Genomic DNA, 25,031 nt, shown 5'->3' on the forward strand with positions numbered 1-25,031 from the left:
TGTGCGCTCGTGTCTGCAGACAGACCAAGCGAGGAGCGCGTGCCGCTCGCCAACCGCCGGTCTGTAGCGTTGTTAGCCTGGCAAGCTCGGCGGCGCGATAAACTGATAGTACGACCACACCGCAACCAAGGCGGCTATCAGTGCCAGCCAAATCAACGCCTTCCGCGGCACAGGGCTGGCCGGCTTCGCCTCCTTTTTCGGCTTTGGTCGTTCAAATTTGATGATGTTGTTGTCCATTCGCTCCCATCCCGAGTAAACTCATACATGTCCCGGCGCGTTCAGCCAGCGCACCGCAATGACATGTGCCGCCTAACGTCCTGATTTGGCATCAATAAGATGTGAAAGCAGGTTCGCGCCAATCCCAAGCAACATGGCATTCCAACGCCGTCGTCAAGCCTTCAGGCCCAGTCGTGGCAAGCAAGGGACGTCTGCATCAAGCCGCGCCGTCGCGGCCGAGCCAGGGATCGGGGCCTGGATCGCGGCCCGACGCAACCTGGCCCAGCCGCTCCAGATAATGTGCCCAGCCTTCCGCATGGCCGGCGCATTGTTCGGCGCTGGGCAGACCCGTTTGCGTAAGGCGCAGCAATGTTCCGGGCGGCTGCTCGATCAGGTCGATCTCGATCAGGCTCGAGCCGGGCGGGACAATGTCGCTGCCTTCCCAGCCGAAGCTATAGGCGAGCCGATGCACCGGCACGACCTCGCGGAAAGACCCGCGGGCAAAGCGGGCCCCGGTCACGTTAACGAGATAGAGACCGCCGGGCTCCGCCTTGGTGTCGGCCTCCGTTCCCATCCAGCGCAGGATCTTTTCCGGGTCGGTCAAAAGAGCGAACACTGCGGCGGGTGGCGCCGGAATATGCGCTTCGCGGCGGACGACGAGGGCTTCTGGCATCGGTCTTCCCTTTGCTGATTGGCCTGCCTGCGGCCTGAGAGTCCTTCTGCAGGCAGCCGCAATCATAGACCGCCGTGGCGGACGGCGCCACCGTCCGCCCCTGACTTGCGCGCAGCGCGGCGGCGGGAAAGGGCTTGTCCATAGGGCGCTCGACCCTATCCTCTTCGGCATGGATTTGTCCGCCCCCCTTGCCTGGCTCGTGGACGAGGCAAGCGCCTCGCAGGAGCCGGACCGATTCCTGTCCGACCTTGGCCGCCAGCTCGTCGCCGACGGTCTGCCGCTCTCGGGCGGCGCGCTTACGCTCGCCGTGCCGCATCCGATCATCGCCCGCCGCACCTGGCTTTGGCGAGCCGAGACCGGCGTGGTGATCGAGAGCCTGGGCTTTGCCGGCGCCGTCTCCGACCGGGCGGGAGAGGAGTGGCTGGCCGGGCTCGGGCCACTGCTGCAACAATCGACCGGTTCGGGGAATGAACGCGCGTCGCTCGGCTGGGCCGGGACGCGCCCGTTCGGCCCGGAAGAGACGGCGCGGCTTGGTGATGTCGCGCGCTTTGCCGTCGCGCCCCTGGCGGTTCTTGCCGAGCGGGCCGCGCTCACCGCTCTGCTCGACGCCTATCTTGGCCGCCGCAGCGCCGCCCGTGTCCGCGCCGGAGCGCTCACCCGCGGCACCGGTGAAACCATTCGCGCGGCCCTGCTCTATGCCGATTTGCGCAACTTCACGGCGCTGTCCGAAACATCGGAACCCGCCGTGGTGATCGCGGCCCTCGACGCCTGGTTCGATCGCCTCGCCGGCGCGATCCATGCCTTTGGCGGCGAGGTGCTGAAATTCATCGGCGACGGCGTTCTGGCGATCTTTCCGGTGAGCGGCTCGCCGAGCGAAGCCTGCGACGCAGCCTTGCGCGCGGTCACCGCCGCGCGCGCCGGCATGGCGCATCTCGACCAGGCCCGGCAGGCCGAGGGGCTACCGCCGCTCTCCTTCGGCGTCGCCCTGCACCTCGGCGACATTCTCTGGGGCAATATAGGTGCCGCCGATAGGCTCGACTTCACAGCCATCGGCCCGGCGGTCAATCTCGTCAGCCGCCTGGAGGGCCTGTGCCGGCCGCTCGGCTGCTCCGTGCTGATCTCCGGTGCCGTGGCTGAGGCCGCGTCGACGCCGCTGCTGCCGCTCGGCGAGCATCCCTTGCGCGGCATCGCAGCACCCTGCGCCGTCTTCACCTTGCCGGACGCGTGACGCAGCCCTTCCACGGCCATGCCGTGAACGGCGAAGCGTCCGTCTTCGACGGTTAGACGCGCGTGCGCTCCGCCGCCCAGTCGGCGACAAGCGGGCGGTAGAGCCAGGGGATGTTGTTGCAGACGTGGTTGCCATCCTCGAAGATGTGCAGTTCGGTTCCACGCGCACAGATATCTGCGCATTTTACCGCTTCGGAGGGTGGAAAGATCTTGTCGCGTCCGCCGTGGAGGATGAGCGCCGGGGCGGTCGGCGGCGGGCAGCGCGCCAGCGTGAAACGGTCGGCACGTTCGCGAACGTCCGCGCCCCCGAGCGAGAAGCGCATGTTGTCGCGATAGACCTGCGGCAGCGCGTCCCAGAATCCACCGAGATCGAAGAAGCCGTTGATGGAGACGACGCCGGCGAGCGTTGGCACGGACGCGGCGGCGCGCAGGGCAAGAAAGCCGCCGAAGGCCATGCCAACGAGCGCGACCTTGTCCGAAAGGCGCGGGTGCGCCTCAACCGACCGGATGGCCGCCTCAACCGCCGGACCGATGTCCGGGCGCAGCGTACCCATCGAACGGCCCTCACCCTGGCCGGGACCGTCGAGCGAAAGGGTCGCAACGCCGCGGGCATGAAAATGCCGCTCGAAGGCCGGGAATTCCTCCTTGGTCGAATCCGAGCCCGGGATGATCAGCGCCAGCGGGTGTGTGCCGTCTCCGTTCGGCACGCGAAGAACCGCCCGAAGCTCGCCGTCCTCAAAGGGCACAGCGACCATCTCGCCAGGCGGATCAAGCAAGGGTGCCGCGAGACGGTAGAGTTCCACCTTTCGCGTGGCGGCCCTCGCCTTTGCCTCCAGATCCTCGAAGGCCATGAATTGTCCGAAATGATAAAAAAGGCTGGCGCGGGCATAGGCTTCGCCGGCGGTCACGTTGCGGCCGGCGACCAGAGCCGCAGCGCCGAGCTCTGCGTGACGCTCGCCCTCCTCGCTCCAGGTAGCAAGCCACTTCTGCCAGACGCCGGCGCGCTCGATGACGGCACGTGCGGTTGCCGACGGGATCCCGGCGACCTCCATGCGCGGGAGCCAATGCTCGACGACACTGACCAATCGGTTCTCATTCTGCGTCATGCATGTTCTCCCGCATGATGTAATTGCTTGGGTCCGCCCCCGACGATACGTGTTCGACGGAGACCGGCTGGAGATCCCCGGGATAGCTCCGGGCTTTCGCGCGATAGCGTTGCGCCCCGATCGACAAAGCTTCGGCCGTCTTTCCGTCAAGAACGCGCACGACCTGGGCGGGCACCCCGAGGACCAGAGAGCCGTCCGGGATGACCATGTTTTCCCGCACCAATGCGCCGGCGCCGATCAGGCATCGCTCACCGATCTGCGCGCCGTTGAGGATCGCCGCCCCCATGCCGACGAGGCTTCCCTTGCCGATCCGGCATCCGTGAATTGTGGCGTTGTGTCCGACGGTAACATCCTCGCTTATCTCCACGGGGTATCCGGGATCGGTGTGAACGACGCATCCGTCCTGGACGTTGCAGCCGCGCCGAAGGATGATCGGCTCGTTGTCGCCGCGCAAGACGGCGTTGAACCAGATACTGACATCCTCTTCGAGCCACACGTCGCCGATCACCACGGCGCCGGGCGCGACATAAAATCGTCCATTGGCGGGAACGCGCGGCGCGCGCGCGCCCAGCCGGTAAAGACCCGATGAAACCATCAAATATTCTCCGTTCTGCGGCGGCGCTCAGGTCGGCATGGCGAGCAGGATGGACGCCGGCGCATTGGTGCGGTTGGCGAGCGCACGCGCCTCGCCGGGCGCAAGCCGGCAACTGTCGAGAAAGCGGAGCGTGACGCTCTCGCTGCCGGTTTCGACCGTCACCTCTCCGGCAACGACGATGTAGATCTTCTCGACCGTAGCGTCCTTCAGCGACGTATGACCACCGGGCAGGAGGTGCGACAGGCCGATCCAGATCGTATCGGTTGCCGTCGCCTCCTTTCCCTGGAGCCGCAGGCAGTGCATGCCGTAGTGCTCCGGCGCCTCATAGGATCTGGCATCGCCGTAGCGCGTCACCTGCATCGTCCGCTCCTCCTCAGGGCACCAGCAGCACGCGCTCGGGCGTGCCGCGCAGCACCGAGGCGTAGGCCTTGGCGGCGTCGGCAAAGCCATAGACGGTCGCCGGATTGATCGGGAACGGCTTCAACTTGCCTTCCTCGAACTTCGGCTTGAGCTTGTCGAAGATTCGGGCACCCTCGACCGACGACAGCGCCAGCGTGTCGATGCCGATATATTTGTGACGCCCGCGGAAGAAGTTGAAGATATCGAACGGCACGGCGCGGTCGAAGGTGGAAATGAAGACCTGGCGCGCCTGCTTCGCCATCGCGTTGTTGGCGATCTCGAAATAGGGACTGCCGACCGTGTTGAAGACGATGTCGGCCCCGTGGCCGCCGGTCTTTTCGCGCACGATCGCCGCAACGTCATCCTTGGCGCTGTTGAGCATTTCGACCGGCGCGTTGGTGTGCGCCAGAAGCGGCTGCTCATTGTACTCGACCGCGAAGACCTTGGCGCCGGCCATGGTCGCGAGCTGGATCACCGCCTGTCCGACCTTGCCGTTGCCGCCGCAGACGAGCACGACATCCGTCGGCTGCACGCCGCCGGCTTCGCGCAGGCCCTCAAAGGCGGTGATGAACGGCACGCCGATCGAGCCCGCTTCCTGCATGGTGAAATTTGCGGGCTTGGCGCGCACGGCTTTCTGGTCGAGCACCATCCATTTGGCGTGGCTGCCGTCCTGGGTGATGCCGAGTTCGCCGCCCCCGCCCCAGATTTCCATGCCGATCATCGACGACGGTCCTTCGCGCACGATGCCGCCGAAGTCGCGGCCCGGCGTGCGCGGCCAGATGGCGTGCGGCATGTGCCCGAGGGATGCCTTCACGTCGCTGGGATTGACCCCTGCCGCCACGATCTCGACCAGCACCTGCCCGGGACCCGGCCGCGGCACCGCGACATCGACGACGTCGATCTTGAGATTGTCGAGATCGGGGGATTTTTCCGTCACCCTCAGCGCTCGGGCGATCTTCGCGTCCACCTGAATGTTCATTCTATGCCTCCTTGCAGAAATCGATGCCTATGCACGCAGTCCGAGAATTTCGCGGGCCTGGGAGGGCTCGGCGATCCGGCCGCCGAGCTTCTCGATCAGGTCTCTTGCCCGCTCGACCAGTTCGCCATTGCCTTTGGCGAGCACGCCCTTGGCGATGTAGGAGTTGTCCTCCAGGCCAACCCGAACGTGACCGCCGAGCAGATAGGCCTGAACGGCCATCGGGAACGACATCCGCCCGACGCCGAAGCCGGTCCAGACGGCGTCAGCGGGCAGCATCCGCGCCGCGGTCGCCATCACGTCGGTGGTCGAGGGAAAGCCGTATTTGACGCCGGTGACGATCGTGAACATCGCCGGCGACTTCAACACGCCCGCCTTCAACAGATCCTGCGCCAGCTGGATGTGGCCGGTGTCGAAGACCTCAAGCTCCGGCTTGGAGCCCGCCTCGTTGATAATGTCGGCCATGATCTTGACGTTGGCCGGCGTGTTGATGACGACCTCGGAGCCGAAGGTCATGGTGTTGAGGTCGAGCGTGGCGATATCAGGCTTCAGCGCGACGATGTGCTCGACCCGCTTTTCCGGCCGCATCAGCGTCGTGCGTGGTCCGGCGACCGCCGGGTTCTCGTCGCTCGGGTGGTAGCGGCCACCGGGCCCGGTCGTGACGTTGAGGATCAGCGCCGTGTTCTTGGCCCGGATGAGCTCGACGACCTCGCGGTAGTACTTTAGCTCCATGGAGGGCTTTGCCGTAACCGGATCGCGCACGTGGATGTGGGCGATCGCCGCGCCGGCATCGGCCGCCTCCAGGCAGGCATTGGCGATCTCTTCGGGCGTGACGGGAAGTCCGGGATGGTTTTCCCGCGTCGTAAGATTGCCCGTGACCGCGCAGGTGATGATGACGTTCTGCTGCATCACAAGCCTCCCGCGCCAGGGCGCGACCTGTTTGATCTCTCAGCCATGGTGCGCCACCTTCTTTCCGGAGATCGGAGGCAGCGGCAGGACCGATTGACCCTCCACCAGCTTGAAGTGATAGTTGCAGCTGTAGAAGGGCGCCTCGGCGCCCGGAAACTCCGGGTCCGGGCTATCGTGGCGGAAGAATTTCCCGACGATCTGCTGCTTCGCGCCGAAGACCACGTCGTTGACCAGGGCCTCGTGACTGTCGGAGAAGATCTGGGTGACGAGCGTCTTGTAGCCCGGCGCCGAGACGATGAAGTGGATGTGGGCCGGACGCATCGGTGTCCGCTTCTGCGCTCGCAGCAGGTCGCCAACCGGCCCGTCGGTCGGAACCGGATAGCCTGCCGGCTTCACCGACACGAAGTGAAAATGACCGTCGCCATCCGTGGTGAAACGGCCGCGCAGGTTGAAGTCGTCCTGGGTCTCGTCCTGGTTCTCGTAAAGCCCGACCGGGGACGCCTGCCAGACATCGAGGGTCGCCCCTTCGACGGGTCGGCCGGCTGGATCGGTCACTCGCCCGGTGAAGCAGAGCTGCGATCCCGGCGTATCCGAACGGGCGATGCAGTCGCCGTTTAAGCATTTCGGCGCACCCCCGCGATAGAACGGCCCCAAGAGCGCTGACAGCGTCTCGCCCTGCATGCCGTCATTGTTGATCAGGTCGATCAGCGTCGAAGCGCCGAGCACGTCGGCGGCAAGCACGGTCTCGTTGTGCGCCTCGTTGGTCGCCTGGCCGACCGCCGTGATCCAGCGCAGGGCGTACTCGAATTCCGCCTCGGTCGGGCGCGCTTCCAGCAGGAAGGCGTGCAAATGCCTGACCATCGTGTCCATGATCTGCTTGAGCCGCGGATCGTCGCCGCGCGACATGGCGGCAAGCACCGTCGGCGTGACGTCGGCCTCCTTGGAAATCAGTTTTGCCTCGGGGCTGATATGGCTGTTCATCCCTGTTCTCCTTTCCGCGTCACAGGCCGGACCCGGCGAGCCGAAGTTCGGGCTTGGCCGTCTTCAGGTGCGGATATTTTTCGGTCAGCAGCGACCCGTAGTAATAGGTTTCAGCGAAGGCGCCGGTTGCGCGGATGGCATCGAGCCATCTCTGGATCGCCGGCATCTCCGCCCACATCGAGGACAGTCCGATATCGTCCATCCGGACGATCACCGGCATGATCGCGATATCCGCCAACGTCAGCTGATCGCCCATGACCCACGGCCCGCCATTGTCGGAAAGCCACGCCGCCATGCGCTGAACGCCGCGCTCAAGGCGGCCGAGCGCTTCTTCCATTTCCGGCTCGGGAAAGCCGCTTCGCCCCATCTTCATCAGGAACTCGCGGCGAAGCGGCTTTGCATCGCAGACCGCCTGGAACTCCTCCGCCGTCATCGCCTGATAGTGCGGCAGGAAGGCGAGGTTGTAGGAAGGCACGCGGATCGCCGGTGTCGGCACTTCGTCGATGAAGCGCATCATTGCCCGCATCGTCGCCGCGCCGAAGGCGTCCCTTGGCCGAAGCCCACCAGGGAGAATGTCTTCCAGATACTCCATGATGACGGCGGAATCGGTGACCGCGCGGCCCTGGTGGACGAGCGAGGGCACGACGCCGTTCGGGTTGATCGCCAGATATTCGGGCTTGAGCTGGTCACCGGTGAAGAGATCGAGCTTGTGCTCCTTAAAGGCGAGGCCCTTGGCGTTGAGAACGTATCGCACCCGTTGGCTGCACGTCGATTGAGGGGCGTTGTAGAGGATGAAGTCCTGCATCGTCGCCTCTCAATCCCAGTTGAGGACGCGGGGCAGCTTGCCCTTGCGGGCGAGCGTTCCGATCACGCCGTTCGGGAAGAACATCAGCCCGAGAACCATGACGAAACCGGTCGCGAGAATGTTGATCTCGGAGGCGCCGAGGGTCGCCACGAAGATTTCGTTGAAGGCGACGATCAGGATCGCGCCCACGACCGGCCCCGCAATCGTGCCCTTGCCGCCGAGAATGCACATCAGCACCAGGTTTGCCGAAACGAGGATGATCAGGAAGATGTTCGGCCGGAGATAGGTGAGATACTCACCCCAGACTGCACCGGCCATGCCGACAAAGAAGGCGGACAATGCGAAGGCCAGCACCTTGTAGAAGCGGGTGTTGATCCCGGCGCTTTCCGCTTTGACCTCGTCCTTGGAGAGCGCGCGCAGGCCAAGCCCGAACTTGGAATGCTTGATGCGATAGGTCGCCCACACGGTGAAGGCAGCCATCAGCACGAAGGCGTAGTAGTAGGGCAGCTTCGCCGTCTGAACGGGCAGATCGGTTACCGGCAGCGACAGGCCGTTGGCGCCGCCGATGAACTCCCAGTGGTCGAACAGAATACGGGCGATCATCAGGAGCGCGATCGACGAGATGATGAAGCTCGGGCCACGAACCTTCAGCGTGATGAGGCCGACTAGATAGCCGCAGGCCGCGGCCGCCAACCCGGCGAGCGGTGCCGTCAAGAGCGACGAGATGCCGTATCGCGCCAGGAGCACGCCTGAAAAATAGCCGCCGATCGCGAAGAACACCGCGTGGCCGAGCGAGATATAGCCGGCGAACCCGCCGATGATGTTCCAGCCGCTGGCCATGACCGCATAAGAAGCCGTGAACAGGACAAGGTGCAGCAGGTAGTTGTAGTTGCCGGTTAGTTGCAGGAGCGGCAGGGCGAGCAGCACACCGAGAACGGTGAGAGGGAACCATGTGGCGCGGGTCTGGTCATGCTGGCGCGCAAGCTTCTGGTTGTGAATGCGACGGGCCTCGAGCACCGAGCTCGCGTCGGCTTGTTGTAGGTTTACGGCCATTATGCCAACTCCGGTTTTTCGCCGAACAGGCCCTGGGGACGGATCAGCAGGATGACGAAGAGTGCGAGGAAGAAGGTCATGGTCGACCAGGTGGCGCCCACCCAGGTGCCGACGAATGCGGCGATGACCGACAGGAGAAGAGCGGCGACGACGGTGCCGAGCACGCTGCCCATGCCGCCAAGGACGACGACCGACATCAGCATTGCAATCCATTCCCACTGCTTGGCGGGGAAGAAGCTGAAGACGAAGCTCACCAGCGAACCGGCAGCACCTGCAAGCCCGATGCCTATTGCAAAGGCGATCATGCTGATGAGGTTGACGTTGACGCCGAGCAGTTCGGCGGCCTCGCGGTTCTGCGTGGTGGCGCGGATGGCGTAGCCGAGCCGCGAGTAGTTGAGGAACAGCGTCAGCGCGCCGATGATCGCGAGTGACACACAGCCGGCATAGAGTTGCCCTTTCGGGATGAACAGGCTGCCGATGAAGAAGGCGTCCGTCGCATATTCCGGCGAGGTCACGCGCTGGGTGTTGGTGAAGGCGGCGCCGAGGAAGCCTTCAACGATCATCGCCAGCGCGAAGGTAAGAAGTACCGTCATTTCCGAGTAGCGGGCGCTTTTGGCCTGGCTCTCGAACATCAGGCGATAGAGCAGCACGCCGATCGCCGCCATGATCAGTGCCGCGATCGGCAGCGTGGCGATCGGGTCGAGGCCCCAGAGCTTGAAGGCCCAATAGCTGACATAGGCGCCGCAGATGATCAGCGACGGATGGGCCAGGTTGACGATGCGCATGACGCCGAAGACCAGCGAAAGTCCGGACCCCATCAGCGCGATTACGCCGCCGAGCGCGAGGCCGAGTATCAGTATCTGAAGAATGTCTGTCATCACGTCCTCCGCTACGCGACCTTGCGGCCGCCGAGGTAAAGTTCCTGGATGCGCGGGTCCGCCAGAACCGCCTCGGCCGGCCCCTCGAAGAGGGTGCGGCCGAGATCGAGCACAACGCCCCAGTCGGAATTCTTGAGGCCCATCATCGCGTTCTGCTCGACGAGCAGGACGGTGACGCCCTCCTGAGACATCATCTTCATGATGTCGAACATCTCCTGCACGATCTTCGGCGCCAGCCCGAGGGAGGGCTCGTCGAGCATGACGATGTCGGGCTTGACGATCAGCGTGCGCGCCATCGCAAGCGTCTGCTGCTGGCCGCCCGACATGGTGCCGGCATGCTGGTCGGCGCGCTCGCGCAGCACCGGAAAGCGCTCGAGGATTTCGTCGATGCGGCGGTCACGAAGCTTTGCGTCGTTGAGCACATATCCGCCCATGCGCAGGTTTTCGCGCACCGTCATCTTCGGAAACAGCGCCCGTTCCTGCGGTACGAAACAGATGCCCTTGCGCAGGATCTGGTCGGGGCGCAGGCCGTTCAGCCGCTCGCCCTTGAAGATGACGTCGCCCTTGCGGATCGTCAGCATGCCGCAGATCGCTTTCAGCAGCGTCGATTTGCCGGCGCCGTTCGGGCCGATGATGCAGTGGACCTTGCCTGGCTCGACCGTCAGCCGCGCGCCATCGAGAATGGCCGGGCCGTCGCCATAGCCGGCGGTGATATTGGTGACTTGCAGGAGATCGCTCATCAGGCCGCTTCCTCTTCCAGTACGCCGCCCAGATAGGCTTCGAGCACACGCGGATCGCGACGCACCACATCGGGCGTGCCGTCGCAGATTACCCGCCCGTGCGCCATGACCACGACGCGGTGCGAGAGCCGCATGATCAGGTCCATGTTGTGTTCGACGATCAGCACCGTCAGGCCCTTGGCGTTGAGCGCCCGGATGTGGCCGACGATCTCTTCGAGCAGCGTCGGGTTGACGCCGCCGGCGGGCTCGTCGAGCAGGATGATTTTCGGATCGGCCATCAGCAGCGCTGCCAGATCCATCAGCTTCTTCTGGCCGTAGGACAGGTTGTGCCCATCCTCGTAGGCAATGCGGGTGATCCCGAGGAAATCGAGGATCGACATTGCCTTGTCGCGCTCTTCCGCCGAGACCGCCGGCCGGAACAGGTCGGCAAAGCCGCGGCAGCGCGCCTGTACGATCACGTTTTCCAGCACCGTCATGTCAGCGAGGTTGCGCGAGATCTGGAAGGTCCGGCTCAGGCCCTTTGCCGTGATCTTGTGCGGACGCAGATTGTCGATCCGCTCGCCATCCAGCCAGACCTCGCCCGAGGTCGGGACGACGGTGCGGCTGATGCAATTGAAGGCCGTGGTCTTGCCGGCGCCGTTCGGCCCGATGAGTGCCGTGATCGAGCCTTTCTCGACCTTGAAGCTTGCGCCGTCCACGGCGCGAATTCCGCCGTAGTGCTTGCACAGGTTCTTAACCTCGAGCATCCGCGCGATCTCCTTGTACTAGAAATTGGGTAGTAGATGCCTGCCAATCGGGAGGGCGCCTCGCGAGCGAAACACCCTCCTCTGCCTCGCAAAGGGTCAGAAACCGGACTTGGGATAGCGGAAGGGCACGATGCCCTCGAACTGGCCGGTCGGGTAGACGAAGGTCAGCTTGCCATCCTGCCACTGGGTCATGATGTGCGACTTTTCGACGGGCAGGCCGAGATCGTCCCAGCTGAAATCGCCGAGCACTGTCTGGACAGGCTGTTCCTTGGTGCGGGCGTGCAGCCATTCGCCCATCTTGGCGTTATCCGTGCTGCCGGCGCCAACCATGGCCTGCTCGATACCCTGGCAGACGGCGAAAGGGATGGCGCTGTCTTCATCCGGCTCGACACCATATTCGGCTTCGAACGCCTTCACAAAATCGGCGTTGTCGAAGGGCTTTCCGGCAAGCGTGCTCTTGAACGGAACATCCTTGTGCCAGGTGGTGTGGATGACGACGCCATCGGCCGCGTCGTTCCCCACACCCTCGATGAACTCCGTCTGGGCACCCTGGCTGAGATAGACGAGCTTTGCCGATGCGCCGACGGTCTTGAGCGCCCGCATGAGCTGGACCGCCTCTTCCGCAGAAGCCGTCAGGCCGACGATCATTTCAGCGCCGGAGCGCTTGATCGAATTGGCAAGGTTCAGCCAGTCGTTGAAGCCTTCCTCGGGCCACTTCTCCTCCATCACCACCTCGATGCCAGCTTCCTTGAAGTAACCGGGCGCGAGGTCGGCGATTTCCTTGTCGTTGGCGGGATCGATCACCTTCTGGCCGAGAAGGCCGGTGGCGATCGCATTGGCGAAGAAGTCGTCGGCATGGACGACGGCGACTGTCTTCGGCGCATCCGCCGGATCCTTGATCTCCTTCAGGAGGCCGATCACGTCCTTGCCTGTGTATTCGGCAGCATTGACCTGGAAATAGAAGAGGTTTTTGTAGCCCTGGGCATAGATCCGGAGCGCACCGCCCGAGGGAACCGGGTGAACCATGTTGTACTTGGACAGAACGTTGCCGACCGGAAAGGTCAAGCGGCTCGAGAACGTACCGTAGACGGCATCGACCTTGTCGACGTTGATGAAGCGTTCGTACTGATTGATGGCCGTCGCAGGGTCGGAGCGATTGTCGCTGACGATCAGCTCCACCTGCTTGCCGAGAATGCCGCCCGCTTCATTGATGAGCTTGTTGCAGAGTTCGTAGCCCCGCTTATGCTTCTCGCCGCTGACCGAAAGGCCACCGGTGATCGGCAGCGATGCGCCGATCCGTATTGTTTCCGCAGCGCTCGCAACGGTGCTTGCCGAAAGCACACTGACGGTTGCTGCCGCGATCAGCCGATTGAGTCCCATTTTGTCTCCTCCCAGACATTTGCGCGCAATCGTTTGCATTGAAGCGAAAAACAAATCGCCCGGCCACGCCGGACGAAACTTGCGCACTGTTCGATCGACGGCAGGCCAGCTCCTCAACTGCCCTGCCGCAAACTGAATATGCAAACGATTGCACATGGGCGATTATGCGCACCGTTTGCGCTTTGTCAAGCATCCATGCGAACGATTGCAAAACCTCCGGCAAGATTTTAAATGGAGGCGAGAGGTGACACATGCAGAAGAAACGAACCACGCTGAAGGACATTGCGCGCGCGACCGGCGTTCATGTGTCGACCGTATCGCGCGCCCTTGACCCGACCGAGCGCAAGAGCATCACGCCAGAGGTCGTGGCGAAGATCCAGGCCGCGGCGGAACGCCTGGATTATCGCCCCAACCGCATCGCCTTCGGGCTTCGCACCAACCGGACGATGACGGTCGGCGTCGTCATTCCGGATATCACCAACCCGATTTTCCCACCGATCCTGCGCGGGATCGAAAGCGTTCTGGAACCGCTCGGCTATGCGTCGATCATCGTCAACACCGACAGCGAGCGCGAGCGCGAGGTTCGCCTTCTCGAAGTGTTGCGCGATCGGGGTGTCGACGGACTTATCCATGCAGCGGTGCTTAGAAGCGACCCCTCGATCGCCAAGGCCGCCCAGGACGGCCTGTCGGTGGTGACGCTGAACCGGCGCGTGGAGAATTCGAACATCCCCTATGTCATCAATGACGAGGACATGGGCATCTGCGAAATGCTGCGCCACCTGACGAAACTCGGCCACCGGCGGATCGCGCATCTGGCCGGGCCGCAGGATCTCTCGACCGGGCAGCTACGCCTGGCCGCCTTCCGCAACGCCGCCAAGAGAATGTCGATCGACATCGACCCGCAGCTCATCGTCACCGCCATGCGCTTCGATGAGGACGAAGGCGCCCGCTGCACGCGCGAGCTGCTCGCCTCCGGAAACGACTTTACCGCCGTGCTCTGCGCAAATGACCGCCTGGCGCTCGGCTGCATCGACGTCTTGCGGGAGAACGGCCTCGACTGTCCATCGGACATTTCCGTCAGCGGCTTCAACGACATGCCGTTCCTGCAACTCGCGCGTCCAAGGCTCACCACCGTCCGCATCCAGCAGTATGATGCGGGCATCACCGCCGCATCGATCCTGCTGCGCCTGATGAATGCCGGCGCGGACGACGACATTCCGCTCGAGACCGTGCTGCCGGTGGAGCTCCTGGAACGCGAAAGCACGGGACCGGTGGCAGCGCAGAAGCGCTGACAATCCCCAGCCGGCAGCTCGCGACGAATCGGCGGTTTCGGTCCCTTCGCACCGCTTTCCCCTGCGAACGCCTCTGCGCGAGCGTTTTCCGCGAACCTTCATGCAATCGATTGCCTATTGTTTCGTGCAATCGATTGCCCTAAGGTCGCATCGATCAACCGTCAAATTGCCGGGCGGACGTTTCCGTCGGCTTGAAAGACATCACGTCAAGAGGGAGGAACTTATGGCGTATCCGCGGTCCTTGGTTGGAAAGACAGTTCTCGTCATCGGCGGAAACGGCGCAATCGGCGCCGCAACAGGGCGCCTGTTTGCAGATGCGGGAGCGACCGTGCTGATCACCCACACGCCGCGTGAACAGGGGGCCGCAAGCGCGGATGCGGTGATTTCCTCCCTTGCGAACGCTGAACGTCATGCCCGATATGCCGTCGACATCACGGATTCCCGCGCTCTTGGCGACCTTGCCCGCACCATCGAACAGAAGTTCGGCAAGCTCGATGTGCTGGTCAATGCCGCGGGCTTCACCAAGCCTATCGCCCACCGGGATCTCGACGCGCTGACGGATGAACTGATCGACGACATCTTCAAGGTGAACTGGCGAAGCCAGTTCGCGGCGATCCGCGCCTTCGCGCCACTTTTGAAAAAATCCGGCGACGGGCTCGTCGTCTCCATCTCGTCGATCGCCGCCTTCACCGGTATTGGCTCGAATATCGCCTATTGCGCCGCCAAGGCCGGCATCGACGTGATGACCAAGGCGCTCGCCCGCGTCCTTGCCCCGGAAATCCGGGTCCTTGCGGTTTCTCCTGGTGTCGTCGACACGCAATTCGTCCCCGGGCGAGGCTCGGACTTCAACGACAAGGTCGCGTCCTCGACCCCGCTCGGCCGCATCGGCGAAGTCGACGACATCGCCGCCGCCATCCTGGCGAGCGCGACGTTGCTCGGCTTTTCGACCGGCCACATCATCCAGGTGGATGGCGGCCGGGCGCTCTGAGACCACAGAACTCCGCATCCGCGCGACAGAGTGGTCGCGCGGATGTCTCGTCCCTCCTATAGTCCAGGGCACAGCGACGGCGCGGATAACGGTTGCAGGAAGGTAGGGACGAAATGGTCGAAAAGGTCATCGATAACACTCAGGCGTCTCGATTCGAGCTGCCGATCGGCGACGAGATCGCCGTTGCCTACTATCGGCTGGAGGACGGCCGGGTCGTTCTCACGCACACGGAAGTGCTGCAGACCCTGTCGGGACAGGGGATCGGCACGCGGCTTGCGACCGGCGTCTTCGACATTCTTCGCGCGCGAAACGCACGGGTGATCGCGACGGCTGAACGCCCGGCAATGCTGAGCCAGACGGTGGCCGTGACCACCGCCTGGCTGGATGACGGGGCGGCGTGCCCGGGACCTCAGGCTTGATCCGGCGTCTGGTCAACCCCGTCGAGCAAGGCGCGACGAATGGCGGAAAGCGCTGACGGCAATCGTTGGCCGAAGGACTGCAGCAAGACGTCGTGGCTTTGCAGTTCCTTGGCGAGTTTGGCCGGATCGAACCTCATCAGCGCGTCGAAGGTTTGGCGGTCGTAGTCGAGGCCATGCCAGTCGATGTCGTCATAGCCCGGCACAAGGCCGATCGACGTGGCTTTTCCGCCGCCAGTCCTCTCCGTCCTCTGCACGATCCATTTGAGCACGCGCATATTTTGCCGGAAGCCCGGCCAGAGAAATGCACCGTCCTCGTCACGCCGGAACCAGTTGACGCGGAAGATTGCCGGCGCATTCACAAGCCGGTCTCCCATCGAAAGCCAGTGGGCAAAATAGTCGGCCATGTTGTAGCCGCAGAAGGGCAGCATCGCGAAGGGATCGCGCCGGGTCGCGGCCTGATTTTCCGCGGCCGCCGTCGCTTCCGACCCCAGCGTTGCCGCCCAGTAGATGCCCTCGCGCCAGTCCCTTGCCTCAAAGACAAGCGGAAAAGTGTGGGAAAGCCGCCCGCCGAAGATGAAGGCCGAGATCGGCACGCCGGCGGGGTGCGCGGCCGATGGGTCCATGCTCGGGCAGCGGTCGCGCGAAACGGTGAAACGGGCGTTCGGATGCGCGGCCGGGCGACCGGCCTGAGGCGTCCAGTCGAGACCGCGCCAGTCCACCAACGCCGGCGGCGCCTCCTCCGTCATGCCCTCCCACCAGACGTCGCCGTCGGGCGTCAGCGCGCAATTGGTGAAGATGGTCTCGCGCGCGATCGCCGCCATCATGTTGGGATTGGTCTTCTCGTTGGTGCCCGGGGCAACCCCGAAGAAGCCCGTTTCCGGATTGATGGCCCGCAGCCTGCCGTCCGCATCCGGCCGAATCCAGGCGATGTCGTCGCCGACCGTCTTGACCTTCCATCCCGCAAAACCCTCGGGCGGCAGAAGCATGGCGAAATTGGTCTTGCCACAGGCGGACGGAAAGGCGGCCGCGACATAGGTCGTTTTCCCAGTGGGATCCTCCACGCCCATGATCAGCATGTGCTCGGCAAGCCACCCCTCCTGTCGGCCCTTCAGCGAGGCCGTGCGCAGTGCCAGGCACTTCTTGCCGAGAAGCGCATTGCCGCCGTAGCCGGAACCGAAGGATGCGATCGAGCCGTCGTCCTGGAAGCTCACAATATATTTGTGCTCCGCGTTGCAGGGCCACGGCACATCGCGGTCGCCGGGCGCGAGCGGGGCTCCGACCGAGTGCAGGCAGCGCACGAATTCGCGCGTGCCAAGTGCGCGCAGGACCGGCAGGCCGATATGCGCCATCAACTTCATGCTGACCGCGACATAGGCGGAATCGGTGATCTGAACCCCGATCATCGCAAGGTCCGAGCCGGGTTCCCCCATGGAGAACGGGATCACATACATGGTGCGCCCGCGCATCGATCCCTTGAACAATCGCGAAAGCTCCACGCGCATGCTGGCAGGATCTGCCCAATTGTTGGTGGGCCCTGCGTCCTCCCGGCTGGAGGTGCAGACGAAAGTGCGATGTTCGAGGCGGGCGACATCGCGGGGATCGGAGCGGCAGAGGAACGAGCTTGGGCGCTTCGCTTCGTTCAACCGGATAAAGGTGCCCGCGGCGACAAGGGTGCTGCACAGACGCCTGTATTCCGCATCGCTGCCGTCGCAGACATGGACCTGATCCGGTTCGCACAGGGCCCGAACCTCGTCGATCCATTGGCTGAGAACGGGGTTGGTTATGACAGTCGGGTCTTGCATGGATGCGTCTCTCGCTTGGCAATAATGAATTCGGTCCGCGCGGCCCGCCTCCCGAACTCACATGTTCGGATAGACCGGGCCTTCGCCGCCTTGGGGCGGCACCCAGTTGATGTTCTGGTTCGGGTCCTTGATGTCGCAGGTCTTGCAGTGCACGCAGTTCTGCGCGTTGATGACGAAGACGTCCTTCCCGTCCTTCTCCACCCATTCGTAGACCCCGGCCGGACAGTAGCGCGTCGACGGACCGGCATAGACGTCGTGCTCGGAGCGCTTCTGCAGATCCATGTCCTTCACCTGGAGATGGACCGGCTGGTCTTCCTCATGGTTGGTGTTCGACAGGAACACCGAGGACAGCCGGTCGAAGGTCAGAACCCCGTCCGGCTTTGGATAGTCGATCTTCTTGTGCTGCGCTGCGGGTTCGAGCGACTGCGCATCGGTCTTTCCGTGCTTCAGCGTGCCGAAGAAGGAGAAGCCGAACAGCTGGTTGGTCCACATGTCGAGACCGCCGAGCCCAACGCCGATCGCCGTGCCGAACTTCGACCACAGCGGCTTGACGTTTCTCACCCGCTTCAGGTCCTGGCCGATGGCGCTGTCGCGCCAGCCCCACAGCGGCTTGACGTTTCTCACCCGCTTCAGGTCCTGGCCGATGGCGCTGTCGCGCCAGCCGCGTTCGATCTCGATCGGCTCGTCATTGGCGCGGCCACTAGCAATCGCTGCCGCCAGCTTCTCGGCCGCGAGAATGCCTGAAAGCACCGCATTGTGGCTGCCCTTGATGCGCGGCACGTTGACGAGACCGGCCGAACAGCCGATCAGCGCACCACCGGGGAAGGACAGCTTCGGTACCGACTGGTAACCGCCCTCGGTGATCGCACGGGCCCCATAGGAAAGCCGCTTGCCGCCCTCGAACGTGCCGCGGATCGCCGGATGCGTCTTGAAGCGCTGGAACTCCTCGAAGGGGAAGAGATAGGGGTTCTTGATAGGAAAGCCGCTTGCCGCCCTCGAACGTGCCGCGGATCGCCGGATGCGTCTTGAAGCGCTGGAACTCCTCGAAGGGGAAGAGATAGGGGTTCTTGTAATTGAGGTGCACGACGAAGCCGACGGCGACCATGTTGTCTTCGAGATGGTAGAGGAAGGAGCCGCCACCGGTCTTCATGCCGAGCGGCCAGCCGAAGGAGTGCTGCACCAGGCCCGGACGATGGTTCTCGGGCTTGACCTGCCAGAGCTCCTTCAGGCCGATGCCGAACTTCTGGACGTCGCGGTCTTTCGAGAGATCGAACTTGGCGATCAGCTGCTTGGCGAGCGAACCGCGCACGCCCTCGCCGATCAGCGTGTATTTGCCGAGCAGCGCCATGCCGCGGGCGAAGTTCGGGCCCGGTTCGCCGTTCCGCTCGATGCCCATGTCGCCGGTGGCAACCCCGATGACCGCACCCTCGTCGTTGTAGAGCACTTCGGTNAGCGCCATGCCGCGGGCGAAGTTCGGGCCCGGTTCGCCGTTCCGCTCGATGCCCATGTCGCCGGTGGCAACCCCGATGACCGCACCCTCGTCGTTGTAGAGCACTTCGGTGGCGGCAAAGCCCGGATAGATCTCGACGCCGAGTTCCTCCGCCTTTGTCGCCAGCCAGCGACAGACGAGCCCAAGCGATACGATGTAGTTGCCGTGATTGTTCATCAGCGGCGGCATCAGGAAGTTCGGCAGGCGGATCGAGCCGGCGGGTCCCAACAACAGGAAGTGGTCGTCCGTCACTTCGGTCTTGAACGGATGGTCGGCGTCGGCGCGCCAGTCCGGCAGCAGCCGGTCGATGCCGATGGGATCGACGACGGCGCCCGACAGGATATGCGCACCGACTTCGGCGCCCTTTTCGAGCACGACAACCGACAGCTCCGGATTGACCTGCTTCAGCCGGATCGCAGCTGCAAGACCCGCCGGTCCCGCACCCACGATCACAACGTCGAACTCCATGCTCTCGCGTTCAACCATCTGCATGCGCCTATCAATTGGCGGCCCTAATGAGGCGAGCCGCGCGGAACGCGACGGCCGCCCTCGCCGAGGACCGCTAGAAGTTCGCACGGCGACGAGCCGAAGACGGGGCGTCGTCACCGTGCTGGAGGTTCGGTTCAATAGATCTGGTTCAGGAAGAACTCAGTCCTTCGGTGGCCAGGTCGGGATGCTCCCCCGGCCCGACGGAAACCGGACGTTCTTTGAGCGCGTGAACTCGCGCAGCGTTTCCGCCGCATTTTCCCGACCGAAGCCGCTTCCCTTCTGGCCGCCGAAGGGTGAGCCGAGGAAGGCGCGGCGCATGTAGTTGTTGACGAAGATCATGCCCGCTTCGAGCTTGGCTGCGATCTTGCCGGCATGGGCCTCGTCGGTCGTGCAGATCGCCGCCGTCAGGCCGTATTCACTGTCATTGGCGATGCGGATCGCCTCTTCCTCGGTCGAAAACCGCATGATGCTGGCGATCGGACCGAACATCTCTTCGCGCGCCGGGGTCATGTCAGGCGTGACATCTGCAAGAACCGTCGGCGCGACCCAGTAGCCGTCCTTCAATCTCTCGTCGGTCGGCAACCTGCCCTGGGTGACGAGGCGGGCTCCCTCCTTCAGCGCGATATCGAGATAGGACAGAACCTTGTCGCGGTGCTTGGCATCGACCATGGCGCCGATGTCGGTCGCCGGATCAAGTCCGTCGCCGACGACCAGCTTCTCGGTCGCCCGCGCGAACCGCTCCAGGAACCGGTCATGGAGGCTATCGTGCACGAGGATGCGCGATGTCGATGTGCAGGCCTCTCCCTGATTGTAGAACATGCCTTCGAGCGCAACGTTGATCGCGACGTCGAGATCGGCATCGGGAAGCACGATCAGCGCGTTCTTTCCGCCCAGTTCCATCGTGGCGTAGGTGAGGTTCTGCGCGGCCGACTGCAGCACGCGCCGGCCCGTCATCGTCGATCCCGTGAAGGTGATGCGCTCGACCAGCGGATGGGCGGCAAGTGCCGGGCCGGAGACCATGCCGGCGACCGCGTTGAGAACGCCCGGCGGCAGGATCTCATTGGCGAGTTCGACGAGGCGCAACACCGTCAACGGCGCCTGCTCGCCGGGCTTGATGACGACGGTGTTGCCGGCGGCGAGCGCCGGCGCGCACTTCTTGGAAAAGTGGATCGGCGGCCAGTTGAAAGGCAGAATCGCGGCCACTACGCCATAGGGCTCGTAGTTGATGCGCGCCTCGATCGGTCCCTGATCGAGGATCTCGCCGTGGATCGTGTCGGCGAGACCGCCGAAGTAGTCGAAGCAGGCATGGCAGAACGATACGTCGAAGCGGAGCGCATCGCGACGTGGCTTGCCCACTTCGCGCGCCTCGATCTCGGCAAGTTCGTCCACATGCTTGCGAATATGGGCGGCGACTTCGCGCAGGATCTGGCCGCGCTCGCGCGGGGACCGGTCGCGCCAGGCCTGGAAGGCGCCGCGGGCGCTTCTGACTGCCTGGTCGACGTCGGCCTCCGATGCATTGGTCACATGCGCGATCGTCGCCCCGGTTGCCGGCTCCTCGACGCTGAACGTGGTGGCGCTGCCGTCGTCCAGAAATTCCCCACCCACGAACAGGCCGGACATCCGGAGCGGCGCCCGCGCCTGATCCTCGACATTCTTAAGCATTGCTACTCCTCCCATGTTGCAATCAACCGCACATGCCGGACCGCATCCCGGTCAGGCTTTTCTCTGTCCGTCGGACAATCCCGTTGTCCGGCTGGTTTCGTGTGATCCGCTAGCTCCTGCTCGTTGGCATCAGGCCCGGGCCTGCGCGCCGAGACCGCGCCGCGTCGTCGCGGGTACGGCCAGGTCGCTCAACCGTTTCACCCGATAGGCCGTCGGCGTCATTCCGACCGACTTTCGAAACGCTCGCAGGAAATACTTCTCGTCGGTGTAGCCGACCGCATAGGCGATCTGCCCGATCGGCTCGTCGGTCAGCACCAGGCGTTCGCGCGCGTCATCGATGCGCATCTCGCGGATGAGCGCGTTGAAGCTGGTGCCCGTATGCTGCCGCAACAGCGCGCAGAGGCGGCTGCGGGAAAGCCTGGCGTAGGCGGCCGCCTGATCGAGGGTCGGCGAGCGCAGGTAATTCTCCGCGATGAAATCTGAGATCCGGCGCATATGTCCGCTGTCCCGGCCGATCGCCGGCAGAACCGGTGACAACTCGTCGAAACGATCCTCATAGGCCCGGCAGATCCTGCCGAGCATCAGCGTCAGCTCGGCGCGAATGATCTCCCCCGTGCAGATCCGATCCTCGGCATGCTCAAGGATCATCACCCGGCAGGCCTCCTCGACGCGCGCCGCCTGGGCTTCGTCCAGGTTAAAGTCGATGTGCCCCTGCCAGGCAAAGGGCGTGAGTTCGGGGGCAATGCGCACCAGTTCCTGTATCGGATAAGAGCGCGTGATGCCCGGCCGGAGGAAATCGAGGTCGAAGTAGATCACGACGGACCGCGACGCGCTGCTGAAGCGCATCTGATGCGGGGTCATCGGCGCGATGAAATAAACCGAGCCCGGCTGCGGCTTGTAGGATCTGAGGCCGACGCGCGCCGTCGGCGCTTCGGTCATGAAATAGACGATCTGGAAGTAGTCGTGCTTGTGCGCCGGATAGAGCCTTTGTGTCTTTTCGACCAGACGAATGTGGAAGCGAGGCGCATCGGCCCGTTCGAGCGCGTAGGAACGAAAGGGCGCCGACAGGGTGTCGTCCACGTCCTGATCCGGATCGCCGCCCGGCTGCCCATCTGTCCTTGCCATCTCGTCCCCCCTGTTTGCCTCAGTGCCGATGCCACCTGCTCAAGTCGCGCTTGCGAGCGTCCCTTTCAACTCGGGAACCGCCTCGAAGAGATCGGCGACGAGACCATAATCGGCAACCTGGAAGATCGGTGCCTCCGCGTCTTTGTTGATCGCGACGATCACCTTCGAATCCTTCATGCCCGCCAGATGCTGAATCGCGCCGGAAATGCCGCAGGCGATGTAGAGGTCGGGAGCGACGATCTTGCCGGTCTGGCCGACCTGAAGGTCGTTCGAGACATAGCCGGCGTCAACGGCCGCGCGGCTCGCACCCAATGCCGCCCCCAGCGTGTCGGCGAGCGGCGCAAGCACCGTCTCGAAATTGTCTGCCGAGCCCATACCGCGCCCGCCGGACACGACGATGCGCGCCAAGGTCAGTTCGGGCCGCTCCGAAACCGCGAAAGCATTGGCGACGAATGTCGAACGGCAGGAGCCCGGCGCAACGTCGACTACCTCGATTGGCTTCGCCTTTCCCTGACCCACGGGTCGGAATGCCGACGCCCGGATCGTCAGAACGCGCTTCGGGTCTTTCGAGCGCACCGTCTGAACGATGTTGCCGGCGTAGATCGGACGGCGAAACAGGTCAGGACCATCGATCGCAATCACGTCCGAGATCTGCATGACGTCGAGCAGTGCCGCGACGCGCGGCATCACGTTCTTGCCGGTCGAGGTGGATGCCGCGACGATGGCATCGTAGTTTCCCGACAAGGCGACGATCAGGTCGGCGAGCGGCTCGGCAAGTTGGTTGGCAAGGCTTTCCCCATCCGCGACCAGGACCCTGTAGACGCCGTCGAGACGGGCGGCAGCCAGGGCTGCGTCGTGACACCCCTTGCCCGCGACGAGCACGTGAACGTCGTTGCCGAGGCAAAGCGCGGCGCTGACCGCCCTTGCCGTTGCCTCATCCAGTTGCGCATTGCCGTGTTCGGCCAAGACAAGCACGCTCATGCCAGCACTCCCGCTTCCGTTTTCAACCGTTCGACAAGCTCCGCCACCGATTTCACCTTGATGCCGGCGGCCCTTGTCGGCGGCTCTTCGAGGCGGACGACTTCCAGGCGCTCCTCGATGACCAGGCCGTAGTCCGAAGGTTGCCTTTCCTCCAGCGGCTTCTTCTTGGCCTTCATGATGTTCGGCAGCGACGCGTAGCGCGGCTCGTTCAGGCGCAGATCCGCCGTGACGATTGCCGGCAGGGCGAGCGCGAGCGTCTGCGATCCGCCGTCGACCTCGCGAATGACAGTGGCGCGATCGCCATTGACGGTGAGCTGCGAGGCAAAGGTCGCCTGCGGCCAACCGAGTTTTGCGGCCAGCATCTGTCCGGTCTGATTGCAATCATCGTCGACGGCCTGCTTCCCAAGAAGGATCAGGGCCGGCTGTTCTTCGCCGGCGACGGCGCTCAGCGCTTTGGCGACCGCCAGCGGTTCGGTCGTCGCCTCCGTCCGGACGAGGAGGCCGCGATCGGCCCCCATCGCCAGTGCAGTGCGTAATGTCTCCGTCGCCTTTTCGGGACCGACGGAAACGACGACCACCTCGGAGGCGATGCCCGCCTCCCTGAGACGGACCGCCTCTTCGACAGCGATCTCGTCGAACGGGTTCATCGTCATCTTGGCGGCGGCAAGGTCGAGACCGCTGCCATCCGCCCGTAGCCGCACCTTCACGTTCGGATCGACAACGCGCTTCACCGCGACCAATATCTTCATCCTTCGTCCTCCCTTGCCCGCCAACTCCTCCGACAGGTCCTAGTTTTCAGGGCCTGCGTATTTGCCGGCGGTTGCCGGGAACATGGTCTTGATGATCTTCATCCGGCTGACATCGACGGTCGCGTCCATGTGCAGGAAGATGGCGGCGTCGCGGAACAGCTTCTCGATGCCGAACTCCAGCATTGCGCCGTTGCCGCCATGCAGTTCCAGCGCGTGGGTCGCGACCTTCATGATCTCCTCCGACGCGTAGACCTTGGCCATGTTGCAAAGAATATCCATGTCCGGATGCCGCTCGTCGACGGCCCTCGACGCCCGCTCGATCAGCGCGCGCACCGCCTCGATCCGGGTCGCCATGTCGGCGAGCCTGAGCGCCACCGCCTGGTGCTTGATGAGAATACGCCCGCCCTGCACATAGTTCTGGACATAGTCGGCCGTGCGCTCGAAGCAGGCGACGCCGACGCCGAGGTTCTTGGCCGCCTGGATGATCTTGCCGGCGCGGAAATACTGCCCGGCGCTGCCAAGGGCTGTGTTCTGGACGAGAAGGTGATCCGCCGGCACCCGGCAGTCTTCGAACACCAGCTCGCCGTTGTTCATGAAACGGCAGCCCATGGTCTCGTTGCATTTCGTCACCGTCAGGCCCGGCGTGTCGCGCGGCACGAGGAAACTCGAGGTTCCCTGCAGCATGCCGACGGAGGAGTCCGTATTGGCATAGACGACGTAGAGGCTCGCATCGAAGCCGTTCGAGATGAACTGCTTGCGGCCGTTGATCACCCAGTGCCCGTCCTTGAGCACGGCCTTCGTGTGCATCGCCGCCTCGGGCACATTGTAGGGTAGCCAGCGGTCCGAAGCGCCGCGCGGCTCGGTAAGGCAATGGGCCAGCAGGAACTGCGGGTCCGCCAGAAGGCGCGGAAACCACTTGTCCTGCAGGTGCCTTGGCGCGAATTCGCGCAGGAGGATCGAAACCTTCCAGTTCTGCACCAGCTTGTCGGCAAGGCCGGAGTCGCCACGAGCGATTTCTTCGGAGATCAGCGCGAAGGTTCTAACCTCTGTCTCGCGCTCCAGGTCGACGCCGCCATAGGCTTCCGGCACGCCGAGCGTGCGGACGCCGATCGTTTCGGCGCCCTCCAGGATCGAGCGCGGCAGCCGCTCACCCGGGCTCATGTCCCATTCGCGCTGCCAGTTCGATCGAATGAAAGGCGTCACCGCGTCGTCGACGAAGGCGCGGCAGCTGTCGCGCATCATTCGCTGTTCCTGGGACAGTGAGCCGTCATCGGCGTGGATCATTTCTCGCTCCCTTGGTTCTGATCTGGCGGGTTCCTCATCCTGCCGAGAGATTGGTAGCTTGCCGTTC

The 25,031-nt window shown here is 63.9% G+C and carries 24 protein-coding genes and 2 pseudogenes; 4 read left to right on the forward strand and 22 right to left on the reverse strand.

From position 1 onward, the window contains the following. Positions 1-72: 72 nt before the first annotated feature. Together ASD63_RS35425 and ASD63_RS08325 are read right to left on the reverse strand one after the other, a co-directional pair. Complete coding sequence (locus tag ASD63_RS35425; protein WP_162253341.1) at positions 73-237, reverse strand: intracellular growth attenuator family protein; 165 nt, start codon at positions 235-237, stop codon at positions 73-75. A 196-nt stretch (positions 238-433) separates the two neighbouring features. Next, the gene (locus ASD63_RS08325) at positions 434-889 is read right to left on the reverse strand and encodes an SRPBCC family protein (RefSeq protein WP_034789805.1); all 456 of its coding nucleotides are present in this window, start codon (positions 887-889) and stop codon (positions 434-436) included. A gap of 169 nt (positions 890-1,058) precedes the next feature. Between ASD63_RS08325 and ASD63_RS08330 the strand changes: the two genes are divergently transcribed. Beyond that, positions 1,059-2,117, forward strand: a complete 1,059-nt coding sequence (locus ASD63_RS08330; protein ID WP_060528986.1) for an adenylate/guanylate cyclase domain-containing protein — start codon at positions 1,059-1,061, stop codon at positions 2,115-2,117. 52 nt (positions 2,118-2,169) lie between these two features. Here the strand turns inward: ASD63_RS08330 and ASD63_RS08335 are convergent, their stop codons facing one another. The 12 genes from ASD63_RS08335 to ASD63_RS08390 form a co-directional block, all read right to left on the reverse strand. Further along, on the reverse strand, positions 2,170-3,222 hold the full coding sequence (locus ASD63_RS08335) for an alpha/beta fold hydrolase (protein WP_060528987.1): 1,053 nt from the start codon (positions 3,220-3,222) through the stop codon (positions 2,170-2,172). Continuing rightward, a complete protein-coding gene (locus tag ASD63_RS08340; RefSeq protein WP_082572811.1) occupies positions 3,209-3,817 on the reverse strand; it encodes a gamma carbonic anhydrase family protein in 609 nt (202 codons plus the stop codon). Before ASD63_RS08340 ends, ASD63_RS08335 begins: the two co-directional genes overlap by 14 nt. Before the next feature lie 27 nt (positions 3,818-3,844). Beyond that, entirely contained in the window at positions 3,845-4,177 is a 333-nt protein-coding gene (locus ASD63_RS08345) for a cupin domain-containing protein (protein WP_060528988.1), read from the reverse strand. 13 nt (positions 4,178-4,190) lie between these two features. Further along, on the reverse strand, positions 4,191-5,195 hold the full coding sequence (locus ASD63_RS08350; protein WP_051659175.1) for a zinc-binding alcohol dehydrogenase family protein: 1,005 nt from the start codon (positions 5,193-5,195) through the stop codon (positions 4,191-4,193). A 27-nt stretch (positions 5,196-5,222) separates the two neighbouring features. Beyond that, the gene (locus ASD63_RS08355) at positions 5,223-6,101 is read right to left on the reverse strand and encodes a 3-keto-5-aminohexanoate cleavage protein (protein WP_060528989.1); all 879 of its coding nucleotides are present in this window, start codon (positions 6,099-6,101) and stop codon (positions 5,223-5,225) included. A gap of 39 nt (positions 6,102-6,140) precedes the next feature. Next, complete coding sequence (locus ASD63_RS08360; protein ID WP_082572812.1) at positions 6,141-7,082, reverse strand: dioxygenase; 942 nt, start codon at positions 7,080-7,082, stop codon at positions 6,141-6,143. A gap of 19 nt (positions 7,083-7,101) precedes the next feature. Then, the gene (locus ASD63_RS08365) at positions 7,102-7,887 is read right to left on the reverse strand and encodes a glutathione S-transferase family protein (protein WP_051659176.1); all 786 of its coding nucleotides are present in this window, start codon (positions 7,885-7,887) and stop codon (positions 7,102-7,104) included. Positions 7,888-7,896: 9 nt separating this feature from the next. Continuing rightward, positions 7,897-8,940: a branched-chain amino acid ABC transporter permease gene (locus ASD63_RS08370; RefSeq protein WP_034789818.1), complete on the reverse strand. Its 1,044-nt coding sequence runs from the start codon at positions 8,938-8,940 to the stop codon at positions 7,897-7,899. Next, complete coding sequence (locus ASD63_RS08375) at positions 8,940-9,818, reverse strand: branched-chain amino acid ABC transporter permease (RefSeq protein ID WP_034789820.1); 879 nt, start codon at positions 9,816-9,818, stop codon at positions 8,940-8,942. Before ASD63_RS08375 ends, ASD63_RS08370 begins: the two co-directional genes overlap by 1 nt. Positions 9,819-9,829: 11 nt before the next feature. Further along, the gene (locus ASD63_RS08380) at positions 9,830-10,558 is read right to left on the reverse strand and encodes an ABC transporter ATP-binding protein (RefSeq protein WP_034789822.1); all 729 of its coding nucleotides are present in this window, start codon (positions 10,556-10,558) and stop codon (positions 9,830-9,832) included. Then, positions 10,558-11,304, reverse strand: coding sequence for an ABC transporter ATP-binding protein (locus ASD63_RS08385; protein WP_060528990.1), 747 nt, complete (start codon positions 11,302-11,304; stop codon positions 10,558-10,560). The genes ASD63_RS08380 and ASD63_RS08385 overlap by 1 nt, the downstream gene beginning before the upstream one ends. A gap of 96 nt (positions 11,305-11,400) precedes the next feature. Continuing rightward, positions 11,401-12,684, reverse strand: coding sequence for an amino acid ABC transporter substrate-binding protein (locus ASD63_RS08390; RefSeq protein ID WP_034789825.1), 1,284 nt, complete (start codon positions 12,682-12,684; stop codon positions 11,401-11,403). Between the two features lie 251 nt (positions 12,685-12,935). Between ASD63_RS08390 and ASD63_RS08395 the strand changes: the two genes are divergently transcribed. From ASD63_RS08395 to ASD63_RS08405, 3 genes are all read left to right on the forward strand, one after another. Further along, positions 12,936-13,976: a LacI family DNA-binding transcriptional regulator gene (locus ASD63_RS08395; protein WP_034789827.1), complete on the forward strand. Its 1,041-nt coding sequence runs from the start codon at positions 12,936-12,938 to the stop codon at positions 13,974-13,976. A 223-nt stretch (positions 13,977-14,199) separates the two neighbouring features. After that, a complete protein-coding gene (locus ASD63_RS08400) occupies positions 14,200-14,964 on the forward strand; it encodes an SDR family oxidoreductase (RefSeq protein ID WP_034789829.1) in 765 nt (254 codons plus the stop codon). 113 nt (positions 14,965-15,077) lie between these two features. Continuing rightward, positions 15,078-15,383, forward strand: coding sequence for a GNAT family N-acetyltransferase (locus ASD63_RS08405; protein ID WP_063979488.1), 306 nt, complete (start codon positions 15,078-15,080; stop codon positions 15,381-15,383). On the opposite strand, the gene ASD63_RS08410 is transcribed toward ASD63_RS08405, so the two are convergent. From ASD63_RS08410 to ASD63_RS08440, 8 genes and pseudogenes are all read right to left on the reverse strand, one after another. Then, on the reverse strand, positions 15,374-17,185 hold the full coding sequence (locus ASD63_RS08410; RefSeq protein WP_034789831.1) for a phosphoenolpyruvate carboxykinase (GTP): 1,812 nt from the start codon (positions 17,183-17,185) through the stop codon (positions 15,374-15,376). The genes ASD63_RS08405 and ASD63_RS08410 overlap by 10 nt on opposite strands. 57 nt (positions 17,186-17,242) lie before the next feature. Beyond that, a pseudogene (locus ASD63_RS08415) lies at positions 17,243-18,635 on the reverse strand (electron transfer flavoprotein-ubiquinone oxidoreductase); the annotation flags it as partial. A 1-nt stretch (position 18,636) separates the two neighbouring features. Beyond that, a pseudogene (locus tag ASD63_RS35865) lies at positions 18,637-19,166 on the reverse strand (NAD(P)/FAD-dependent oxidoreductase); the annotation flags it as partial. A gap of 156 nt (positions 19,167-19,322) precedes the next feature. Continuing rightward, positions 19,323-20,825 carry an aldehyde dehydrogenase family protein gene (locus ASD63_RS08420; protein ID WP_082572813.1) on the reverse strand — a complete coding sequence of 501 codons (1,503 nt, stop codon included), beginning with the start codon at positions 20,823-20,825 and terminating at the stop codon, positions 19,323-19,325. A 129-nt stretch (positions 20,826-20,954) separates the two neighbouring features. After that, positions 20,955-21,950 (reverse strand): AraC family transcriptional regulator, encoded by a 996-nt coding sequence (locus ASD63_RS08425; RefSeq protein WP_060528991.1) that lies wholly within the window; start codon positions 21,948-21,950, stop codon positions 20,955-20,957. Between the two features lie 39 nt (positions 21,951-21,989). Next, the gene (locus ASD63_RS08430) at positions 21,990-22,931 is read right to left on the reverse strand and encodes an FAD-binding protein (protein ID WP_060528992.1); all 942 of its coding nucleotides are present in this window, start codon (positions 22,929-22,931) and stop codon (positions 21,990-21,992) included. Further along, the gene (locus ASD63_RS08435) at positions 22,928-23,680 is read right to left on the reverse strand and encodes an electron transfer flavoprotein subunit beta/FixA family protein (RefSeq protein WP_060517659.1); all 753 of its coding nucleotides are present in this window, start codon (positions 23,678-23,680) and stop codon (positions 22,928-22,930) included. The genes ASD63_RS08430 and ASD63_RS08435 overlap by 4 nt, the downstream gene beginning before the upstream one ends. Before the next feature lie 39 nt (positions 23,681-23,719). After that, positions 23,720-24,964, reverse strand: a complete 1,245-nt coding sequence (locus tag ASD63_RS08440) for an acyl-CoA dehydrogenase family protein (RefSeq protein WP_034787477.1) — start codon at positions 24,962-24,964, stop codon at positions 23,720-23,722. Between the last annotated feature and the right edge of the window lie 67 nt (positions 24,965-25,031).

Source organism: Ensifer sp. Root558, assembly GCF_001427045.1.
Classification (GTDB): domain Bacteria; phylum Pseudomonadota; class Alphaproteobacteria; order Rhizobiales; family Rhizobiaceae; genus Ensifer; species Ensifer adhaerens.

What these genes read in the sequence shown, in the direction of transcription:
- ASD63_RS35425 (WP_162253341.1), bottom strand. Translation starts at nt 237, where the DNA reads ATGGACAACAACATCATCAAATTTGAACGACCAAAGCCGAAAAAGGAG.
- ASD63_RS08325 (WP_034789805.1), bottom strand. Translation starts at nt 889, where the DNA reads ATGCCAGAAGCCCTCGTCGTCCGCCGCGAAGCGCATATTCCGGCGCCA.
- ASD63_RS08330 (WP_060528986.1), top strand. Translation starts at nt 1,059, where the DNA reads ATGGATTTGTCCGCCCCCCTTGCCTGGCTCGTGGACGAGGCAAGCGCC.
- ASD63_RS08335 (WP_060528987.1), bottom strand. Translation starts at nt 3,222, where the DNA reads ATGACGCAGAATGAGAACCGATTGGTCAGTGTCGTCGAGCATTGGCTC.
- ASD63_RS08340 (WP_082572811.1), bottom strand. Translation starts at nt 3,817, where the DNA reads ATGGTTTCATCGGGTCTTTACCGGCTGGGCGCGCGCGCGCCGCGCGTT.
- ASD63_RS08345 (WP_060528988.1), bottom strand. Translation starts at nt 4,177, where the DNA reads ATGCAGGTGACGCGCTACGGCGATGCCAGATCCTATGAGGCGCCGGAG.
- ASD63_RS08350 (WP_051659175.1), bottom strand. Translation starts at nt 5,195, where the DNA reads ATGAACATTCAGGTGGACGCGAAGATCGCCCGAGCGCTGAGGGTGACG.
- ASD63_RS08355 (WP_060528989.1), bottom strand. Translation starts at nt 6,101, where the DNA reads ATGCAGCAGAACGTCATCATCACCTGCGCGGTCACGGGCAATCTTACG.
- ASD63_RS08360 (WP_082572812.1), bottom strand. Translation starts at nt 7,082, where the DNA reads ATGAACAGCCATATCAGCCCCGAGGCAAAACTGATTTCCAAGGAGGCC.
- ASD63_RS08365 (WP_051659176.1), bottom strand. Translation starts at nt 7,887, where the DNA reads ATGCAGGACTTCATCCTCTACAACGCCCCTCAATCGACGTGCAGCCAA.
- ASD63_RS08370 (WP_034789818.1), bottom strand. Translation starts at nt 8,940, where the DNA reads ATGGCCGTAAACCTACAACAAGCCGACGCGAGCTCGGTGCTCGAGGCC.
- ASD63_RS08375 (WP_034789820.1), bottom strand. Translation starts at nt 9,818, where the DNA reads ATGACAGACATTCTTCAGATACTGATACTCGGCCTCGCGCTCGGCGGC.
- ASD63_RS08380 (WP_034789822.1), bottom strand. Translation starts at nt 10,558, where the DNA reads ATGAGCGATCTCCTGCAAGTCACCAATATCACCGCCGGCTATGGCGAC.
- ASD63_RS08385 (WP_060528990.1), bottom strand. Translation starts at nt 11,304, where the DNA reads ATGCTCGAGGTTAAGAACCTGTGCAAGCACTACGGCGGAATTCGCGCC.
- ASD63_RS08390 (WP_034789825.1), bottom strand. Translation starts at nt 12,684, where the DNA reads ATGGGACTCAATCGGCTGATCGCGGCAGCAACCGTCAGTGTGCTTTCG.
- ASD63_RS08395 (WP_034789827.1), top strand. Translation starts at nt 12,936, where the DNA reads ATGCAGAAGAAACGAACCACGCTGAAGGACATTGCGCGCGCGACCGGC.
- ASD63_RS08400 (WP_034789829.1), top strand. Translation starts at nt 14,200, where the DNA reads ATGGCGTATCCGCGGTCCTTGGTTGGAAAGACAGTTCTCGTCATCGGC.
- ASD63_RS08405 (WP_063979488.1), top strand. Translation starts at nt 15,078, where the DNA reads ATGGTCGAAAAGGTCATCGATAACACTCAGGCGTCTCGATTCGAGCTG.
- ASD63_RS08410 (WP_034789831.1), bottom strand. Translation starts at nt 17,185, where the DNA reads ATGCAAGACCCGACTGTCATAACCAACCCCGTTCTCAGCCAATGGATC.
- ASD63_RS08420 (WP_082572813.1), bottom strand. Translation starts at nt 20,825, where the DNA reads ATGCTTAAGAATGTCGAGGATCAGGCGCGGGCGCCGCTCCGGATGTCC.
- ASD63_RS08425 (WP_060528991.1), bottom strand. Translation starts at nt 21,950, where the DNA reads ATGGCAAGGACAGATGGGCAGCCGGGCGGCGATCCGGATCAGGACGTG.
- ASD63_RS08430 (WP_060528992.1), bottom strand. Translation starts at nt 22,931, where the DNA reads ATGAGCGTGCTTGTCTTGGCCGAACACGGCAATGCGCAACTGGATGAG.
- ASD63_RS08435 (WP_060517659.1), bottom strand. Translation starts at nt 23,680, where the DNA reads ATGAAGATATTGGTCGCGGTGAAGCGCGTTGTCGATCCGAACGTGAAG.
- ASD63_RS08440 (WP_034787477.1), bottom strand. Translation starts at nt 24,964, where the DNA reads ATGATCCACGCCGATGACGGCTCACTGTCCCAGGAACAGCGAATGATG.